Raw genomic sequence first — 17,352 nt, forward strand, 5'->3', positions numbered from 1 at the left:
CCCGCCTGACCGTCAGAGATAGAGGGCGGGTTCGTCGCGCCGGTCCAGGCAGGGGCCCAGCTTTTCGGCCAGCAGCGCCACGACGGGCGCGGGCAGGGCGCGGGCATGGGCCGGGCAGATCTTGACGCAGCGCATGCAGAGGATGCAGCGTCCACGGTCGCTCGTCTGCGGGCGTTCCGGGTCGATGGCCTGCGCGGGGCAGCGGGAGGCGCAGAGGCCGCAGGCCGTACAGGCCACGGACGCTGTGGGCGTTACCTGCATGGCCTGCCACTGCCGGTAGGGGCGCGTGCCGGGCAGGCGCGGCGCGGGCACGGGAGCCGCGCGCAGATGCTCGGCGGCCTGCCGGCCGAGATCGCGCAGGGCCGCGGCATCTTCCGCGTCCGGGCGACCCGCCGCCACGCTGCGGCACATGCTGTGTTCGGCAACGGCGGACAGACCGGCCATGACCGGCAGGCCGCAGGCGGTCGCCGTGTCGGCAAGTTCGAGCAGGGCGTCGTCAAAAGCACGGTTGCCGTAGACGACGAGGACGATGGTCGGAATCTGCCTGCCGTCCGCGAGCGGGCGCAGCGCCTCGAGCCGCTGCGCCATGAGGGCGGGGATGCGCCCGCCGTAGACAGGGCCGGCCAGCAGCAGGACGTCGCCGGCGGCAAGAACCGGCCAGGCGATCTGCGGGGCGGCCAGTTCGCAGAGGGCGGTCGCCATGCCCAGCGTCTGCGCGACGGCTTCGCCCACCAGGCGGGCCGCACGCTCCACGCCGCCAGTGGGGCTGAAATGCAGGATATGACAGGTTGGCATATTTCCTCCGGGCGCATGTGGACAGCCTGTGACCAAGCCTGCCCGCATGCGCATGACGACGCGGGATTACTTCTGCACGGCAAGGATGACGCTGGACGCCTTGACGGCCGCCGTCACCCGGGAGCCGGGCGCGAGGTGGAGCTTTTCGGCACTGGCGACCGTCACGATGGCGCAAAGCGTCTGGCCGCCGGGCAGTTCCATGTCCACTTCCGTGTTGACGGCGCCGGGGCGCACGGCCGTGACCGTGCCGCTGAACTGATTGCGGGTGGAGAGCAGCCAGTCGTCCGCCTCCTCAAGCAGGATGACAAAACTGGCCTTGATGAGGGCCAGGGCCTTTTTGCCGGCGGCAAGGCCGAGGCGTTTCGTGCTGGCCTGGGTGATGGAGGCCACCACTTCCTGGCCGCCCTCCATGCTCAGGACGATCTCATCATTGACGGCCCCGCCGTGGACGGCGGTTACCGTGACCGGAAAGACATTACGGGCACTGGTCAGCATATTTCCTCCTGTTGCGGCGCCGCTGGCGCCGATGGGTTGTCGCTGCGTCCCGCACACGCCGGCAAAAAGCCCGGCGGCAGGACGGACAGCGGAAAAGGGGGCATGACGCGTTACGCTCGTCTCAGGCGCTCAGCTTGAGCGTGATCACTCCGCCGAGGATGAGGGCCGCCCCCAGCAGGCGGCCCGGATGCAGGGGCTCGCCGAAGCAGAGCACGCCGAGGGCAAAGGTTCCCACCGCGCCAATGCCGGTCCAGACCACATAGGCCGTGCCCAGCGGGATGTGGCGCTGGGCGAGAAAGAGCAGATAGCCACTGAGCGCCATGCTGAGCACCGAGAAGGCCAGCCCGGGGAGACGCCACGCCGGCTGCTGCGCCAGCTTGAAGCCCAGCGGCCAGCCGATCTCGAGCAGCCCCGCGCCGATGAGCGTCAGCCACGGATTCATTTCCGTCCCTCCGCTTCCTCGTCGGCGTACGGATCCACGCCGGCCTCGGCCAGCCGGGCCTGACGAGCCGCTTCCTGCTTGCGCTGCCGTGTCCCCAGGGGGACAAAGGTCTCAAAAGCCTCGCTGCGCTCCTGCTGGCGGCAGAAGACCAGAAAGCCCGTGTGCGCGGTCATGCGGTCTTCGGGACGCAGGCGGTCGGCGACCGGCTTCCAGCGCCGGATAAGGATCTCGCAGACTTCCACCTCGGCAAAGGGGCGCCGCTCGATGCCGAGCAGAAGCTTGCTGACCTGATCCACCGTGGGCAGGAGGAAGCCGAACATGCCGCCGGGGCGCACGGCCCGCAGCGCATGGTCCAGATATTCCCAGGGCGTGCGCACGTCGAGAAAGAGCGCATCGGCCCCATCCACGCAAAAGCCGTCGGCAATGTCGCGATGATGGATGGTCACGTTGTCGCCAAGGCCCGCCCAGTCCAGATTGCGGCGGGCAAGCCTGGCGAACTCCTCGCGGGCCTCATGGCTGACGACGCGGCCCGTGGGCCCGCAGAACCAGGAAAGTCCGCAGGTCATGCCGCCGGAGCCGCAACCGGCCTCGATGATGGTACGTCCGGGGCCGGCCCCGAGGCGCAGGGCGATGTAGGCGATATCCTTGGCATAGATGACCTGCGTCTGCCGCTTGAGGCCCTGGAGGCGGTCAAAGAGCGTGGCTTCCAGCACGCGGATGGGCACATCCAGCGAGGTGCGGGCCTCGCCGCCGAAATGCAGTGCGTGCACCTGTGCGGCGGTCAGCACGCCGTCATTGCTGTGCCAGTCGTTGCCTTCTTCCAGCCGCTTGATGTAGCGCTTGCCGGTCGGGGTCACATATACCACAAGAGAGCCATAAGGGATCATTGTCCGTCCTTTGCCGGGCGTTGAAGGAATATGGGACCTGGGGTCTCGGTACAATAGAGCATTTTCCGTTTGAAACGCGTTGCGGTTCAAACCATACGGCCTGTCGTGTCACGGAAAAAAAGGCGGTTTTTCCGCTCCCTGCTGGCCGGGCGGCGCTGTGCCGCCGCTTCGCGCCCCAGCCTCTTTCCTCGCTGAACGCGCGCAGGGGAAGGGGCGGGAGGCGCGGGGGGAAGGGAGCGGCCCACTGGCGGCCGCGGGTCGTGCCCGTCAGGCGACGCGGGAGCCTTGCGGGCATCGACGGCGGAACGAGGGTTTCCCTTCCCCCACGAGGCGACGAAGAATGTCGCCAGCCCCTAGAACATCTGCCGCATGAGGGCCTCGCCGCCGTCGGAGGTATCCATCATGCCGTCGCCCTCGCTGCCGGGGCTGCCGTCCAGGGCCGAAATGCCCGGTACGGGCTCTCCCTGGAAGGCCAGCCCGCCGGACATGGTGATGCCCGGAGGCATGGCGAATTCCTGCGGCTGATCCTTGTAGAGATCTTCCACGGCCGTCCGGTAATAGCGGAAGATGGGGGCTGCCGTGCGTCCGCCCTGTTCGAGGCGGCCCAGCGAGCGCACCTGGTCGAAGCCCACATAGACGCCGGTAGCCAGATAGGGCGTGAAGCCCACGAACCAGGTGTCCCTTTCCTCGTTGGTCGTACCGGTCTTGCCGGCGATGTTGGTGTGTCCTTCCACACGGGCGCGGCCGCCGGTGCCGGCGTTGACCACTTCCTTGAGCAGGGTCGCCATCTGGAAGGCGTTCTGCGGGCTGATGGCCTGCCAGTGCTCGGGATCCTGCCGGTAGAGCTCGCGCCCCCTGCTGTCGCGTATGGAGGTGATGATGCGCGGCCGTACGCCCAGGCCGTTGTTGGCAAAGGCGGCATAGGCCTGCGTCAGGTTGAGCGGAGTCACGTCCACCGCGCCCAGGCAGATGGCGAGTTCCGCCGGGAAATTGGGTTCAAGGCCAAGGGCCTTGGCCCGCATGATGACGTTCTCGATGCCGATGGTATGGGCCACCCGCACGGTGGTCGTGTTGCGCGAGAGCGCCAGGGCCCGGTGCAGGGGCATGACGCCCTTGAAGTTGTGTTCGTAGTTGGAGGGCCGCCAGACTTCGTTGGTATAGGGGTTTACATAGACAAAGGGGCCGTCCAGCACTTCGGAGGTCGGGGTAAAGCCGAAATCCAGCGCCGCGGAGTAGACGATGGGCTTGAAGCTGGAACCGGGCTGCCGCCGGGCCTGCGTGGCCCGGTTGAAATGGCTGTTGCCGAACTGGTAGCCGCCGATGAGGGCCACCACGTCGCCGCTCTGGGGTTCGATGGAGGCAAGGGCCCCCTGCACTTCGGGGACCTGCTGCAGCAGCAGGGTGATGGGCGTGCCGGGCCGCACGCGACCGGAATCGTAGGGGACGGTCTCCGTCCGTTTTTTCCTGGTCTTGGGATCGGTCGTCGTCACCTTTTCTTCGGCGGCGGAGACCAGGATGACGTCGCCGGGCTTCAGCACCGGCCGGGCGTCCTTGATGGCCGGAGCATACATGCCCGCCACCTTGGGGTTGGGCGTGCGGGCCCAGCTCATATTGGCGATGGGGATGACGCCCGTATAGCCCTTGCCGAAGGCCACTTCCGCCCGTTGCTGTTCGACCCTGGTGACCAGCGCTCTGGCCCAGGAGCCGCCCAGCAGGTTTTCCGGCGTAAAGTCGCTCTTGTCCAGGAATTCGCGCTGGTCATTGCTGGAAAGATGGGTGAGCGGGCCGCGCCAGCCCTGCCGCTTGTCCAGCTCTTCCAGGCCGCGGCGCAGGGCCGCGCCCGCCGCTTCCTGCTGCACGGGGTCCATGGCGGTATGGACGGTCAGTCCCGCCTCATAGACGTAATCCTCGCCGTAGCGCGGCGTATCGATGCCGAGCGCCCGCAGGTTCTGTTCGGTAAAAAATTCGATGAGCAGGCGGCGCGCCTCTTCCAGATACCAGTCGGCAGCGCCGCCGCGCCCGTCGGGCATGCTCCAGTAGACAAGGGGCTCGCTGCAGGCGTTCTGGTATTCCTCCTCGCTGATCCATTGCAGCGTGCGCATGCGCTCCAGCACATAGCGCTGGCGGGCCTGCGCGGATTCAGGCCGGCGGAAGGGATTGTACTTGCTGGGGGCCTGCGGCAGTCCGGCGATGACGGCGCATTCGGCCAGCGTCAGATCGGCGGCATGCTTGCCGAAATAGGTGCGTGCCGCCGCTTCCACCCCGTAGGAGTGCTGGCCCAGATAGATATAGTTGAGATAGGTCAGCAGTATCTCGTCCTTGCTGAGGCTGTTTTCCAGCCGGTAGGCAAGGATGGCTTCCTTCATCTTGCGGGTATAGCTGCGCTCCGAGGTCAGGAGGAGCTGCTTGATGATCTGCTGGGTGATGGTGCTGCCGCCCTGTCCCGTGCCCCCGTGCTGCAGATTGTGGAGGGCCGCGCGGATGATGGCCACGATGTCGATGCCGGGATGCGTGTAGAAATTGTCGTCCTCGGCGGCCAGAAAGGCCATGGGCAGGTAGCGGGACATATCCGTCAACTTGATGTCGTAGCGCTTTTCGTGCGCCAGCGTGCCGAGGATGGAACCGTCACGGGCCAGGATGGTGGTGGCCTGCGGCGCATCGTAGCTGATGAGCCTGTCCAGGTCGGGAAGATCGCGCGAGGCCCAGTAGAACAGGGCCGCCACGGCGCCCGCGGCCGTCAGGCCGCCAAGAACGATCAGCAGCAGAAAGACAAGCGCGGTGCGCTTCAGGATGCGAGAGAACTTCATGGCAGGGCGATACCGTTTTTTTGGCTCGAGGTAAAGGGGCAAGGGACGGCGGGCAGGCCGCCTGCGCGACAAGCGTCTGCCGCCCGGAGGGCCCATCCCGGCGGGCTTCCGCCGTGCGGTCGGGCAAAAAAAAAGGCGGAACCGAGGTTCCGCCTTTGAAAACGCCGGTGACGACTACACGCAGCCGGTGGGCTTGGGCAGGCCGGCCATTTTGCAGGCGCCCTTACCGGGGCCGGAGGGGAAGAGCTCGTACACTTCCTTCAGCTTGTAGCCGGTGTTCTTGGAGAGGATACGCACCATGGGGGCGATGCCGTTTTTGCGGTAGTAATCCTGGAGGAAGTCAAGGATCTTCTGGTGATCAGGATTCAGTTCCGTGATCCCTTCGGATTCCTTCACATATTCCATCCATTCCGGGCACCACTCGTCGAAGTGGAGCAGGAAGCCGTCTTCGTCAACTTCAAAGGTTTTACCCTTATACGTGATTTCAGCCATCGTGTCCTCCTTGGACATGTATTTCTCTCGCTCAGGGGCGATATGCCCCAAAGCCCGCCAGCCGATGAACGGCCGATTTCCCAGCGCTCGGCAAAGCGTATTCTGCTCCGCCACGAATTGCTTTGCCATAAATTTGCGTCATTGGCAAGTGCGGGGCGGCAAAGGCCGGAAGGCCCTCCCCGGGGCTACACGGGATCGCAGTGCAAAAAATCAAGGACCTTGGCCACACCGCGCAGGGCGTCGATGGTGGCGGCCTCCTGCGAGGGGCCGCTCATGGGCATGGTACGGATGAAGACCTGACGTTTGCCGCCGCCTTCGGGAGTACGGCTCAGCACGGAGCTGATGCGGGCCCCCTGTTCGCGCAGCGTATCGAAGACAGGGCGCATGGCCCCGGGCCTGTCGTCCACTTCCAGGGCCACATAGAGCCCGCCGAGACGCGCGCCGGTGATGTCGATGAGCACCTTGAAGATGTCCTGATCGGTGATGATGCCGCACAGCCGGCCGTCATCCCCCACCACGGGCAGGCCGCCGATCTTCCTGTCCACCATGAGCACGGCGGCATTTTCCACCGTGGTCTCGGGTTTGACAGTGACGGGGGATGGCGTCATAATGTCGCGCGCCTTGATCTCGGCCAGGAGATACTGCATCTCATGCACTTCCAGCGCTGTGGCCTTGGAGGGGGAGGCGCTCTTGACGTCCCGGTCGGAAATGATGCCGATGACGTGGTTATCGTCATCCACCACGGGGACACGGCGAATATTTTTTTCCTTCATCAGGTTGCGGCACTTGAGCAGCGAAGTGTCGGCCTTGACGGTGATAACGTCGTTGGTCATCCAATGCTTGACGGCCATGCAGCCTCCTTGACGGTGAGGGTTGACGTGCGATGCGGCGGCATGCCGCCTGCGTGGGACGGTGCTGCCTTGCCGGCGGGCAGCCTGCTTTCCGGCCAGTGTCGCTCCCTGCCCGCCGGCGTCGCCGCACACGGCGGTCCGGCGCGGGAATATGGGCGTTTCCGCCAATGTCTTCTCAAGAGTATACACCAAGGGCGGCGGCTGTACAAGTCCGCCCGTTTTCCCGCTCCTGCGGAGCGGCCATGAGGTGCAGAACCATGGAAATGTACTGGGATTGTGCAAACGGCATCAGCGGCGACATGACGCTTGCGGCGCTCGCGCATCTGGGGGTGGATTTCACCCCGCTGACGGCACGTCTGGCACAGGCGGGCGTCGCCTGCGTCGTGGAGTGCCGCGAGGAGGAGCGGGCGGGCGGTCCCGGTTTCCGGGTGGATGTCCGCTGGCAGGAGGAGGCGCAGCCGCTGCGCCATCCGGCGGACATCGCCGACATCTTCCGGCGGGTGACCGTGGCGGAGCGGGTGCGGGAGCGGGCGCTGGCGGTGCTGGACGCTCTGGCGCGGGCCGAGGCGCAGGCTCACCGGATCCCGGTGGAGGAGGTGCACTTCCACGAGGTCGGGGCCGTGGATACGCTGGTGGATATCCTCGGCGTCTGCTGGGGGCTGGAAGAGCTGGGCGTGGAACGGGTGACGGCCTCTCACCTGCCGTGGTTCGGCGGCAGCATCGACTGTGCGCACGGGCGTATCCCCCTGCCGGCTCCGGCCACGGCCTGTCTCATGCGGGGCAAGCCCGTCCGCCCGACCGGCGCGCAAACCGAGCTGGTGACGCCCACCGGGGCGGCGCTGGCGCACGCGCTGGTGGAGGACTTTTCCGACGGGCCGCGGGGGCGGCTTGGCCGGCTGGGGACAGGCTACGGCTCGCGCCCGGCCCCGGCGGGACTGCGCGTCTGGGAGGTGTTCCCCGCGTCTGGGGGCGCGCAGGTCTGCGGCGGCCGGGAAGAGGTCTGCCAGCTGGAATGCCATCTTGATCACCTGAGCGGCGAGGAGCTCGGGCAGGCCATCGAGGCGTTGGCCGCCGCGCCCGCCGTGCTGGACGTGCTCTGGCTCGCGGGAACCGGCAAGAAGAACCGGCCCTCCGGCGCACTGCGGATACTGTGCCTGCCGGAAGCGCAGGAAGAGGCGCTGCGGCTGGTCTTCCGGCATACGCACAGTCTGGGCGTGCGCGTCCTGCGGCTGGAGCGGGTCGTCCTGCCGCGCACGGCGGGCGCGGCTGTCTGCGACGGCGAACGCATGCCGGCCAAATGCTATGAGCTGGAGGGCCGCCCCTATGTCCGGCCGGAAGCCGATGCCCTGGCCCGTCATGCCGCCGGACAGGGGCTCGGCATGCCGGCCCTGCGCTTCAGCGGCGACGCCCGGCGGGCCATGATGCCGGAGGATGGGGAAAACGGCGAGCGTGCCGCCCAGTGAAGGCGTTTGTGAAACGTTTTGGGCGGATAGGGGCATGCGGATGCGCGTCATTGCCCTTTTGGGGCAATGCGACGGAAGTGGGCAGACAGGGAGCTTCCGGCTCCCCGCTTGCCCGCTTTGAGGCGAAGGACGATGGGGCCCGCGCCGGCCTCAGCCCTCGGCCGGCTCCTCGCCGCGCAGCATGCGGCGTGCCCGTTCGATATCGATGGCATTTTCCCACCGGGCAACGACCACTGTGGCGACACAGTTACCGATCAGGTTGGTGGTCGCGCGTACCTCATTCAGGATCTTGTCGATGCCGATGACCAGCGTCATCCCGGCTACGGGGATGATGTGCGTGGACGAAAGCGTGGCCGCCAGCACGACCAGGGCGGCTCCCGTGACGCCCGCGCCGCCCTTCGACGTCAAGAGGAGGATGAGGAGCAGCCCGACCTGATGTTCCAGATCAAGATGGATGTCCATGGCCTGGGCGATAAAGGAGGCCGCCATGGTCAGGTAGATGGCCGCGCCGTCAAGGTTGAAGGAGTAGCCGGTGGGGAGGACCAGGCCGACGATGGATCGCTTGATCCCCAGACGCTCCATCTTTTCCATGGTCTGGGGCAATACCGCTTCCGTGGAGGTCGTGCCGAGGGTGATGAGCACCTCTTCCTTCATATAGCAGATCAGCCGCCAGATGTTGATGCCGCAAAAGTGGCTCACCGCGCCGAGGATCAGAAAAACGAACAGTATGCTTGTCGCGTACAGGCAGGCGATGAGCTTGCCGTATGAGATCAGGGCATCCGCGCCATATTTGCCGATGGTGAAGGTAATGGCGCCAAAGGCCCCAATGGGCGCAAGCTTCATGACCAGGTTGATGACGCCAAGAAAGGCATGCCCGAACCTGTCCAGCGTATCCAGGATGGACGTCCTCACGCTCCCCATATGCGAGAGGGCCATGCCGAAAAGGATCGAGAACAGCAGCACCTGCAACAGGTTGCCATCGGCGAAGGCGCCGACGACACTGTTGGGGATGATGCCCATGATGAATTGCTGCGTCGTCTGTTGCCTTGCTTCGGCGAGTTTGCCGAGCGAGGAGGCGTCCATGGTGGCTGGGTCGGCATGGATGCCCGCTCCGGGCTGGAAGTAGTCAACGACGACCATGCCGATGATCAAGGCCAGCGTCGTCATGATTTCAAAATAGATCAGCGTCTTGCCGCCAACTCGGCCCACTTCCTTCAGGTTGTCCATGCGGGCGATGCCAACGACCACCGTACAGAAAATGATCGGGGTGATGAGCATCTTGATCAGGTTGATGAAGGCATCGCCCAGCGGCTTCAACTTTACAGCGATCTGCGGCTCCAGCAAGCCAAAAACAATCCCCAGGATGATCCCCAGCAAGACCTTGAAATAGAGTGCATGGAAGATTTTTGGCATACAGTCCTCCATATGACAAAAAATTCTCGATGGAATGAGTACTGTCCTTGTCGTTTATATGTATTGCTTGTGGATTTGAGATCAACGCCGACCACAACGCGGCGTTAAACATTCTGGCGGCCGGGCAGGCCGTGACTGCCTGTGGAGCGGGAAGGGCTCAAGCGCCCGCGTTGAAGCAGGAACCCGCTTGTGGTGCGGCTCATGAGAGCCGTTACCGACAGGAACCCCCGACTTTAAGCGGGGGAGGATGTCAATTTGCGGACTGTGGGCCTGAGCAATTGCCGCAAAGGCTCCCACAGCGTCTTTTCCCTTGTAAAGTGTGTGCCGACATGCCCAGGCCGGGAGGCGGCGGCAGCCTTCCGTACAGCCGCCGCCTCCCGACTTTGCGAGATGCTAGGCGCTTTCATACAGGCGGGTCATGACAAATTCCACATGGCCCAAAGCTTCAGCACTGGTCCTGCGACCGTTGCAGGTGCGGATCATCATGTCGAGCAGCATGTCTCCCGCGGCATCCAGCCCGTATTCGCGTTGCAGCAGCCCGGTCACATCCACATCGATATGCTCGCTCATGGTGCGCACCGTGCGGGGGTTGCCGGACAATTTGATGACGGGCAGGATGGGGTTGCCGATGACGTTGCCCTGTCCTGTGGGGAAGAGGTGCACCACGAAACCGGCGGCAGCCGCCAGGGTCACCATTTCCGCGGCGGCGGAAGAGGAGTCCATGAACCAGAGGCCGGGGCCGGTGGGGCTTTCCGCCTTGTCAAGGCAGCCGACGATGGGGGCCTTGCGTCCTATTTTCTGGATATTGCCCAGTGCCTTCTCCTCAATGGTCGTCAAGCCTCCTTCGATGTTCCCCTTGGTGGGCTGCGAGTCGCAAAGATCGTTGGTCTTGTGCTCGTCGACGACCTTGGCGTAGCGGTCAAAGAAATGCATGAACTTCTTGCGCGTTTCATCGTCGGCACAGCGTTCGGCGACGAGATGCTCTCCACCGGTGAGTTCGGTGGTTTCGCCGAACAGGGTGGTGGCGCCGGCTTCCCATAGCTTGTCAAAGGCGTTGCCCACGGTGGGATTGGCGGCAATGCCCGAAGTGGTGTCGGATTCGCCGCACTTGCAGGAGACCCACAGTTCCCTGATGTCACATTCCACGCGCCGCTGTTCACTCACCTGCTGGAGGAATTCCTTGGCCTTGCGGGAGGCGGCGGCGATGGTGGCGATGTCTCCATGCTTTTCGATGGCAAAACCGGCGACAGGCTTGCCGGTGGCGGCGATGCCGTCCACGATGCGCTGCGTCCATGCGGGCTCGATGCCGATGACGATCACCGCCGCGACATTGGGGTTGCGGCCCGTGCCAATAAGTGTGCGGAAATGCAGTTCGAGGTCTTCGCCGAACTGTAGCCGCCCATAATGATGAGGCAGCGCCATAGTCCCCTTGATGTTGTTGGCAACAGCCGTGCAAGCCGCATTGGACAGATCGTCCAGCGGCAGGATGACGACATGGTTACGAATGCCCACACGCCCATTTTCCCGCTTGTAGCCCCAGAAAGTCCTTTTCATCTTTACCACCTTTTCGTCTTTACATTGTGGACATGGACATGCTGCCCCTTCTTGATGGGCTGAACGACCTTTCCGATATCATGGCCATACTTTATGACCGTATCGCCGACAGCGAAGTCTTGCAGAGCAATTTTGTGACCGATGGCAATATCGTCCTTCGCTTCACATTCTATTGTTGTATCGCCATCCATAATCCATCCAGACAAGGCATCTCCCTTTTTCACATCTTCAACCACAACAACGCCAACGCCATCGCCTGGTTCATGTACCACGAACTGATTCATCACATCTTTCTCCTTGCAAATAAGTTTCGGGATGGAGCTGAACAGCGCTGGCCCGTCCACGCCCCTTGAACATAGGGATTGCAATCGATGTGCCATTAAGTTTTATTTGTATAACATATTTATATAACAAGTTTTTTGTTCGATATGCCCAAGCGGGCTCACGGCAGGATGGACAACTTGGGCACAAATATGCTCATATGTGGGCAAGGGAGGATGAGGGATGCTTCAGACGGATCGTTCAACTTCCGTGCGGTGGGATATGCTTCAGGACCTGACATCGCTGGCCGCGATGGAGGTGGATCGCAAGAGATTTTTCTCGCATTGCGCCAAGCTGCTGTACAGGCATTTCCGCTACGACAGATTTTGCGTCAACCTCTATGTCAACAAGGAACAGCTGACAGCTTACGCTCCTGCCTACGGGGTGGCCATAGAGAGTTTGGACAACCATGCCAGAACCATCAAAAATACCGTGGCCGCAATGGTCATTGAATCTCGCAAGCCATTGTTCCTCAAAGATATTTCTGTGCGAGGCATCGCCGAACGGTGTCCTATCCTGGCTGGTTCCGGCTTCAATTTCTCCCTGGCCTTCCCCCTGATCCTGGGTAACGAGATATTCGGCACCCTGCATATCTCCTACTTCCGTTGGCACGACGATATGGAGCAGCTGTTCATGCTTCTCACGGAGCTGTCGCCCGCTCTGGCCATCTGTCTTTTTACGGTGCTGGAGCGAGAGCGGAGGGGGGCGCTTTCCTCCCCGGAGTCGGCGCTGAGCGCGTCACGGCGACCAGACATGGAGGGCCGACTGCTGGAAACGCGAGATATGGCCGGCGTCATGCATGTGGCGGCTAGAGTGGCTGGGCTGGATATCCCCGTACTGATCACCGGCGAGACCGGCACGGGGAAAAGTATGCTCGCGCGCTGGCTGCACAGGCGCAGTCCCAGACGGAATGCGGCCTTCGTCAAGGTCAATTGTCCCACCCTGTCTTCCAGCCTGTTTGAAAGCGAGATGTTCGGGCATGTCAAAGGGGCCTTCACCGGGGCCGGGGGCAGTCGCATGGGTCGGCTGGAGGCCGCGGACAACGGGACCCTTTTCCTGGATGAGATCGGCGATCTTGCCACGGATATGCAGAGCAAGCTTCTTCAAGTCCTCGAAGAGGGCACTTTCGAACGCGTGGGGGAAACGCGGCCGCGGCATGTGGATGTGCGCGTCATTTCAGCCACCAATATCGACATCCCGCGCGCCATGAAGACGGGGACCCTGCGGCGCGACCTTTTTTATCGACTTGCGCCGGTCATCCTGCACCTGCCGCCCTTGCGCGAGCGTCGTGCCGACATCCCCGGGTGGGCCACCTGGTTCCTCAGTTCTCTTTCCCGCCAGTGGGCGCTTCAGCCGCCCCGCCTGTCCGTCAGGGTGCTGAAGATCCTTTCAGCGCATGACTGGCCCGGCAATTTGCGCGAGCTCCGCAATGTCATTGCCAGGATATTGCTGCATTCCCTTGACGGTGCGGTGGACGAGACGTTTGTCGGTAGTCTCCTGCGGGAAGGACCCGGGGGCGAAGGCTATCCGGCCCCGGATGGTGACGCGGCTCGGCCGATGTCCGGTTTCCCCTCCCTGGAGGAGCACGAACGCGCACATATCCTGGAAGCCCTGCGCAGGACAGGTGGTCGCTTGTCTGGCACGCTTGGGGCCGCCGCATTGCTGGGCATCCCGCGTTCCACATTGCAACACCGGATGCGAAAGCTGGGCATAGGCCTCAGCCCAAAGGGCATCGCATGACGTAGGCGCAGCCAAAAAAAGGAACCCCGCGGGAGCGGGGTTCCTTTTTTTCGGCGATGCGATCGACAGGGCTTATTCGCCCTGGCACTTGCGCTTGAGCGCCTCGCCCACGGCCTTGCCAAGATCATGGCAGGCCTTGAGCGCCTCATGGCCGGGAGCCCAGTTGCACTTGACCGGTGCGGCGGGCATTTCCATGCCCATGCTTTCGAGCTGCTCATGGATGTACTTGGCCGATTCCCCCGACCAGCCGTAGGAGCCGAAGGCGCCGCCCACGCGGTTCCTGGGACGCAGGCCCTTCATGTAGGTCAGCTGGGCGGCCACCAGGGGCAGCACGGTGTTGTTGTGCGTGGGCGAACCGGCGAGCACCGCGCCGCAGTCGGCCAGTTCGGTCATAATCTGGCTGTGGTGGTTGTTCTTCACGGACATGAGGCGCGTGGGCACGCCCGCTTCTTCCAGACCGCTGCAGGCGGCATAGGCCATCTTTTCCGTGGAGTGCCACATGGTGTCGTAGAAAATGACGGCGCGCTGCTGGGGCTTCTGCTCGGCAAGCTTGCGGTACATGTCGAGGATGAAGCGCACGGACTTTTCCCCGCGGTGGATGAGGCCGTGGTCGGGCGCGATCATATCGATGTCGAGGCCTTCCACGACGGGCAGGGTGGCCAGCACCTGCGGGGAGTAGGGCAGCACGATGTTGTAGTAGTATTCCTTGATGGCCCGCACGAAGTCGCCTTCGTCGTGTTCATCGGCATAGCGCCAGCTGCTGGCGATGTTCTGGCCGAAGGCGTCATTGCTGATCAGCAGCTTGTCCTGAGGGATGTAGGACACCATGCTGTCAGGCCAGTGCAGCATGCGGGTCTCCTGGAAAATGATGGTGCGCTTGCCGATCTCCAGCTTGTCGCCGCTCTTGACGGCGACGACGGGCCAGTCCCTGGTGTTGAAGTAACCCTGCATGGACTTGAGGCCAAGGGTTGAGCAGAAGATCTTCTCAGGTTTGCAGCGTTCCACGATCTGCGCCAGGGAGCCGGCATGGTCCAGCTCCATGTGGTTGCAGACGATGTAGTCCACCTTTTCCGGCTCCATGACCTTGCCCAGCCGGCACAGCAGGGTGCCGGCGCAGCCCGGGGACACGGTATCCATCAGGACGTTCTTTTCGTCCTTGATGAGGTAGGCGTTGTAGGTGGTGCCTTCAGGCGAACGGGAGTAGCCGTGGAAATCGCGGTGGTCGTAATCGACGCAGCCGACCCAGTAGATATCTTTTTTCAGTTCAAAGGGCTGCATGGAAACTCCGTCAACAGCGTTTGGGGTTTTCGCAATACGCAAACAGGAAACGCCTGCCCCGTTTCAACAACAAGGCAGGCGTACGGTAGCCGGCTGGCTCAACCTACTCAGCGGGGGAGAACTGATCCTTGCTCACGCCACAGACAGGGCAGGTCCAGTCGTCGGGGAGCTGGTCGAAGGGCACGTTGTCGTGTTCGGCAGGATCGTATTCAAAGCCGCAAACGCCGCAAACATATTTCTGCATGGGATCTCTCCTTATGGGATGTCGTGTGGATTAGTTTTCCGCTTTCCAGTGGCCGTGCAGATTGCAGTATTCCCGGGCCGTCACCTTGGCGGCATCGGTCTTGAACACGGCTTCCGGCTTGTCGCCGGGTTTCAGGAAACAGGTGAGCACCTGGTTGTCGGCGATCAGTTCGATCCATTCGACATAATGCGCTTCTTCCATGGGGTGGGCCACGCTGCCCACGCTCACCTTGTAGCCGCCGTCGATCTTTTCGATGACGGGCACATGCTTTTCCTGAGCGCCGTCGGTGGAACCTTCGGCCATGTGTTTCATGGGCTGGCCACAGCAGGTGAGAGCGGCGGCGCCGCCGTGGAAGACTTCAACGATATTGCCGCAGTGCTGGCACTTGTAAATTTCGAGATGCTTGGGCATGGTGTCCTCTCGATGGTTGATTTGTTTGCTGGCGGCACAGTCCGTCAATGACGGGACTGCCGTACCGACAGGACAAGTGTGTCCTATTCCGCGCCGCCTGTAAAGACTTTTTAGTCATTAACAGGAATTTTTTTTAATAGGCCGCCTCAGCGACTGTTCTCGCGCGTTTCCGGTGACGGTGCGGCGGGGCGGCGGCGCGCCCCCAGCACGTTGGGTAGCGCGGCCCGGATGCTGCCCGCGGGCAGGAATTCCGTGGCGCTGCGCCCGTTGAATTCCCGCTCGAGGCCGTCCGCCCGCAGCACAAGACCGGCCTGTCCGCCGCCTTCGACATACATGACCGCGCGCAGGCGCAGGGGCAGCCGCAGCAGGCCGTCGGCAAAGCTGTAGGCGTCGAGCGGTTCGCGGCAATGCAGGAAGAGGATGTGCCCCTCCGCGTCCGCCCCCACGGCGGAAATGGCGCTGCGCGGACCGCCGGGCTTCCAGAGGATGCGGCCGTCGCCGCTGATGAGCCGGTAATTCTGGATGACCAGCCGGTATCGGGCAAGGCGTGCCTGCCAGTCCGGCTCATCCCGGTCGATGATGGTGGCGGCGGGCAGGGCGTCGTCATCGGGGCCGGCCACGAAGAAGGCCCCGAAGCGTCTGGCCAGCCGGCTATTGTTGGCGTAAGAGCCCTCGCGCAGATAGCCTGTACTCGTCACGCCGTCCGGCAGGTACATGCTGGCGTTGATGGCGGCCTCCAGGCCTTCGCGCTGGGCCCACTGGCGCAGGGTGAGGGGAGGATGTTTGCCGCGACCCACGGCACAGAGGACGAAATCAAAGACGTCGGGGGACAGGCGCACCACGGCCACCCGCGGCCCCGGCCCGTCCCGCAGCGGCAGGGGAAGTTCGGCGAAGGCCAGCCCATCCTGTCGTATCCAGGGGATGTCGGGCGATGCCGCCGCATCCGCCGTTTCCGGCGGCACGGGCGGCGGGTCGGTCGCCGTCTGGTCGGCACGCGCCGGCAGGGGCTGCCGGACGCACAGGCAGAGCAGCCAGCCGCAGAGCAGCAGCAGCCCGAAAAAACGGCGGAGGGCCGGATGCCGGGGCCGCCGGCCCGCCGGCAGGACAGGTGGACAGATTCCCATTGCCCAAGCGTACGTCCCGGCTCATGTGAAAGCAAGGGCTTTTGCCCGCCGCCGGAACGGGGGCCGGGCGGCGACTTGAATCCGAAAGCGGAGGGGGATATAGTGACTCCCTCATTTTCTTGAAGGTTCCCCGAAAAACGAAGAGAGGCGTAAGATGCTGCTGATAGACGGGAAAAAGGTTGCGCTGGAAATGCGCAAGGCGTTGCACAAGGTTATTGCCGGCGTCACAGCCAAGGGACGCCGCGCGCCCGGGCTGGCGGTCATCCTGGTGGGCGACGACCCTGCCTCGCAAATCTATGTGCGCAACAAGGAGCAGGCCTGCAAGGAAGCGGGCATCATCTCCCTGCCGTATCATCTGCCCGCGCATACCCGTCAGGAAGAGCTGCTGGCGCTCATCGCCGACCTCAACCACCGCAGCGACGTGGACGGCATCCTGCTCCAGCTGCCGTTGCCGAAGGGGCTCAACGCCACACAGTGTCTGCTGGCCATGAATCCGGCCAAGGATGTGGACGGCTTCCATCCCGAGAACGTGGGCCGCCTGTCCCTGGGGCTGCCGGGGCTCATGTCCTGCACGCCTGCCGGCGTCATCGAGCTGCTGCGCTACTACAAGCTGCCCACGCAGGGCAAGAAGGCCGTGGTGCTCGGCCGTTCGGACATCGTGGGCAAGCCGCTGGCCATGCTGCTGAGTCGTCCCGGCGAATACGGGGACGCCACGGTCACGGTCTGCCATTCGCGCACGCCCGACCTGGCCGAACATTGCCGCGACGCGGATTTCATCTTTCTGGCGGTGGGCAAGCCCAGGATGCTCACGGCCGATATGGTCAGCGAAAAGGCCGTCATCATCGATGTGGGCATCAACCGCACGCCGGAAGGGCTGTGCGGCGATGCCGACTTCGCCGCCCTCAAGGACAAGGTGGCGGCCATCACGCCGGTGCCGGGCGGCGTCGGGCCCATGACCATCGCCATGCTGCTCAAGAACACCGTGCAGTCCTGGCAGGAACATCGCTGAGGCGCTGGTGCTGCCCGTCATATTCA

17 protein-coding genes are annotated in these 17,352 nt (G+C 63.6%); 3 read left to right on the forward strand and 14 right to left on the reverse strand.

Annotated features, from left to right (window positions below; translation table 11 throughout):
- Nucleotides 1-12: 12 nt before the first annotated feature.
- The 7 genes from Q0J54_RS04590 to Q0J54_RS04620 form a co-directional block, all read right to left on the reverse strand.
- Entirely contained in the window at nt 13-795 is a 783-nt protein-coding gene (locus tag Q0J54_RS04590; RefSeq protein WP_296304251.1) for a 4Fe-4S binding protein, read from the reverse strand.
- Between the two features lie 66 nt (nt 796-861).
- Nucleotides 862-1,290, reverse strand: a complete 429-nt coding sequence (locus tag Q0J54_RS04595; protein ID WP_296304252.1) for a TOBE domain-containing protein — start codon at nt 1,288-1,290, stop codon at nt 862-864.
- Between the two features lie 121 nt (nt 1,291-1,411).
- On the reverse strand, nt 1,412-1,732 hold the full coding sequence (locus Q0J54_RS04600; RefSeq protein ID WP_296304253.1) for a multidrug efflux SMR transporter: 321 nt from the start codon (nt 1,730-1,732) through the stop codon (nt 1,412-1,414).
- The gene (locus tag Q0J54_RS04605) at nt 1,729-2,619 is read right to left on the reverse strand and encodes a tRNA (adenine-N1)-methyltransferase (RefSeq protein WP_296304254.1); all 891 of its coding nucleotides are present in this window, start codon (nt 2,617-2,619) and stop codon (nt 1,729-1,731) included. Before Q0J54_RS04605 ends, Q0J54_RS04600 begins: the two co-directional genes overlap by 4 nt.
- A gap of 353 nt (nt 2,620-2,972) precedes the next feature.
- Nucleotides 2,973-5,426 (reverse strand): penicillin-binding protein 1A, encoded by a 2,454-nt coding sequence (locus Q0J54_RS04610; protein WP_296304255.1) that lies wholly within the window; start codon nt 5,424-5,426, stop codon nt 2,973-2,975.
- A gap of 174 nt (nt 5,427-5,600) precedes the next feature.
- Nucleotides 5,601-5,918 (reverse strand): TusE/DsrC/DsvC family sulfur relay protein, encoded by a 318-nt coding sequence (locus Q0J54_RS04615; protein WP_296304256.1) that lies wholly within the window; start codon nt 5,916-5,918, stop codon nt 5,601-5,603.
- Nucleotides 5,919-6,103: 185 nt separating this feature from the next.
- Entirely contained in the window at nt 6,104-6,769 is a 666-nt protein-coding gene (locus Q0J54_RS04620) for a CBS and ACT domain-containing protein (protein WP_296304257.1), read from the reverse strand.
- 242 nt (nt 6,770-7,011) lie between these two features.
- Here Q0J54_RS04620 and Q0J54_RS04625 point away from each other — a divergent pair, with 242 nt between their 5' ends.
- Nucleotides 7,012-8,232 (forward strand): LarC family nickel insertion protein, encoded by a 1,221-nt coding sequence (locus Q0J54_RS04625; protein ID WP_296304258.1) that lies wholly within the window; start codon nt 7,012-7,014, stop codon nt 8,230-8,232.
- Between the two features lie 150 nt (nt 8,233-8,382).
- On the opposite strand, the gene dctA is transcribed toward Q0J54_RS04625, so the two are convergent.
- From dctA to Q0J54_RS04640, 3 genes are all read right to left on the reverse strand, one after another.
- Entirely contained in the window at nt 8,383-9,645 is a 1,263-nt protein-coding gene (dctA, locus tag Q0J54_RS04630) for a C4-dicarboxylate transporter DctA (RefSeq protein WP_296304259.1), read from the reverse strand.
- A gap of 393 nt (nt 9,646-10,038) precedes the next feature.
- Nucleotides 10,039-11,199, reverse strand: coding sequence for a UxaA family hydrolase (locus tag Q0J54_RS04635; RefSeq protein ID WP_296304260.1), 1,161 nt, complete (start codon nt 11,197-11,199; stop codon nt 10,039-10,041).
- A gap of 2 nt (nt 11,200-11,201) precedes the next feature.
- Nucleotides 11,202-11,486, reverse strand: a complete 285-nt coding sequence (locus tag Q0J54_RS04640; RefSeq protein WP_296304261.1) for a UxaA family hydrolase — start codon at nt 11,484-11,486, stop codon at nt 11,202-11,204.
- Nucleotides 11,487-11,742: 256 nt separating this feature from the next.
- Here Q0J54_RS04640 and Q0J54_RS04645 point away from each other — a divergent pair, with 256 nt between their 5' ends.
- Nucleotides 11,743-13,260 (forward strand): sigma-54-dependent Fis family transcriptional regulator, encoded by a 1,518-nt coding sequence (locus Q0J54_RS04645; protein ID WP_296304262.1) that lies wholly within the window; start codon nt 11,743-11,745, stop codon nt 13,258-13,260.
- A 72-nt stretch (nt 13,261-13,332) separates the two neighbouring features.
- On the opposite strand, the gene Q0J54_RS04650 is transcribed toward Q0J54_RS04645, so the two are convergent.
- The 4 genes from Q0J54_RS04650 to Q0J54_RS04665 form a co-directional block, all read right to left on the reverse strand.
- Nucleotides 13,333-14,538, reverse strand: a complete 1,206-nt coding sequence (locus Q0J54_RS04650) for an FprA family A-type flavoprotein (RefSeq protein WP_296304263.1) — start codon at nt 14,536-14,538, stop codon at nt 13,333-13,335.
- Between the two features lie 103 nt (nt 14,539-14,641).
- The gene (locus Q0J54_RS04655) at nt 14,642-14,782 is read right to left on the reverse strand and encodes a rubredoxin (RefSeq protein WP_296304264.1); all 141 of its coding nucleotides are present in this window, start codon (nt 14,780-14,782) and stop codon (nt 14,642-14,644) included.
- 30 nt (nt 14,783-14,812) lie between these two features.
- Nucleotides 14,813-15,193: a desulfoferrodoxin gene (locus Q0J54_RS04660; protein WP_296304265.1), complete on the reverse strand. Its 381-nt coding sequence runs from the start codon at nt 15,191-15,193 to the stop codon at nt 14,813-14,815.
- A 146-nt stretch (nt 15,194-15,339) separates the two neighbouring features.
- Nucleotides 15,340-16,317: a phosphodiester glycosidase family protein gene (locus tag Q0J54_RS04665; RefSeq protein WP_296304266.1), complete on the reverse strand. Its 978-nt coding sequence runs from the start codon at nt 16,315-16,317 to the stop codon at nt 15,340-15,342.
- Between the two features lie 154 nt (nt 16,318-16,471).
- Here Q0J54_RS04665 and folD point away from each other — a divergent pair, with 154 nt between their 5' ends.
- The gene (gene folD / locus Q0J54_RS04670) at nt 16,472-17,326 is read left to right on the forward strand and encodes a bifunctional methylenetetrahydrofolate dehydrogenase/methenyltetrahydrofolate cyclohydrolase FolD (protein ID WP_296304267.1); all 855 of its coding nucleotides are present in this window, start codon (nt 16,472-16,474) and stop codon (nt 17,324-17,326) included.
- Nucleotides 17,327-17,352 lie beyond the last annotated feature (26 nt).

Origin of the sequence: uncultured Desulfovibrio sp., assembly GCF_944324935.1 — a bacterium.
In the GTDB taxonomy this organism is placed as follows: Bacteria; Desulfobacterota; Desulfovibrionia; order Desulfovibrionales; family Desulfovibrionaceae; genus Desulfovibrio.

What these genes read in the sequence shown, in the direction of transcription:
- Q0J54_RS04590 (WP_296304251.1), bottom strand. Translation starts at nt 795, where the DNA reads ATGCCAACCTGTCATATCCTGCATTTCAGCCCCACTGGCGGCGTGGAG.
- Q0J54_RS04595 (WP_296304252.1), bottom strand. Translation starts at nt 1,290, where the DNA reads ATGCTGACCAGTGCCCGTAATGTCTTTCCGGTCACGGTAACCGCCGTC.
- Q0J54_RS04600 (WP_296304253.1), bottom strand. Translation starts at nt 1,732, where the DNA reads ATGAATCCGTGGCTGACGCTCATCGGCGCGGGGCTGCTCGAGATCGGC.
- Q0J54_RS04605 (WP_296304254.1), bottom strand. Translation starts at nt 2,619, where the DNA reads ATGATCCCTTATGGCTCTCTTGTGGTATATGTGACCCCGACCGGCAAG.
- Q0J54_RS04610 (WP_296304255.1), bottom strand. Translation starts at nt 5,426, where the DNA reads ATGAAGTTCTCTCGCATCCTGAAGCGCACCGCGCTTGTCTTTCTGCTG.
- Q0J54_RS04615 (WP_296304256.1), bottom strand. Translation starts at nt 5,918, where the DNA reads ATGGCTGAAATCACGTATAAGGGTAAAACCTTTGAAGTTGACGAAGAC.
- Q0J54_RS04620 (WP_296304257.1), bottom strand. Translation starts at nt 6,769, where the DNA reads ATGGCCGTCAAGCATTGGATGACCAACGACGTTATCACCGTCAAGGCC.
- Q0J54_RS04625 (WP_296304258.1), top strand. Translation starts at nt 7,012, where the DNA reads ATGAGGTGCAGAACCATGGAAATGTACTGGGATTGTGCAAACGGCATC.
- dctA (WP_296304259.1), bottom strand. Translation starts at nt 9,645, where the DNA reads ATGCCAAAAATCTTCCATGCACTCTATTTCAAGGTCTTGCTGGGGATC.
- Q0J54_RS04635 (WP_296304260.1), bottom strand. Translation starts at nt 11,199, where the DNA reads ATGAAAAGGACTTTCTGGGGCTACAAGCGGGAAAATGGGCGTGTGGGC.
- Q0J54_RS04645 (WP_296304262.1), top strand. Translation starts at nt 11,743, where the DNA reads ATGCTTCAGGACCTGACATCGCTGGCCGCGATGGAGGTGGATCGCAAG.
- Q0J54_RS04650 (WP_296304263.1), bottom strand. Translation starts at nt 14,538, where the DNA reads ATGCAGCCCTTTGAACTGAAAAAAGATATCTACTGGGTCGGCTGCGTC.
- Q0J54_RS04655 (WP_296304264.1), bottom strand. Translation starts at nt 14,782, where the DNA reads ATGCAGAAATATGTTTGCGGCGTTTGCGGCTTTGAATACGATCCTGCC.
- Q0J54_RS04660 (WP_296304265.1), bottom strand. Translation starts at nt 15,193, where the DNA reads ATGCCCAAGCATCTCGAAATTTACAAGTGCCAGCACTGCGGCAATATC.
- Q0J54_RS04665 (WP_296304266.1), bottom strand. Translation starts at nt 16,317, where the DNA reads ATGGGAATCTGTCCACCTGTCCTGCCGGCGGGCCGGCGGCCCCGGCAT.
- folD (WP_296304267.1), top strand. Translation starts at nt 16,472, where the DNA reads ATGCTGCTGATAGACGGGAAAAAGGTTGCGCTGGAAATGCGCAAGGCG.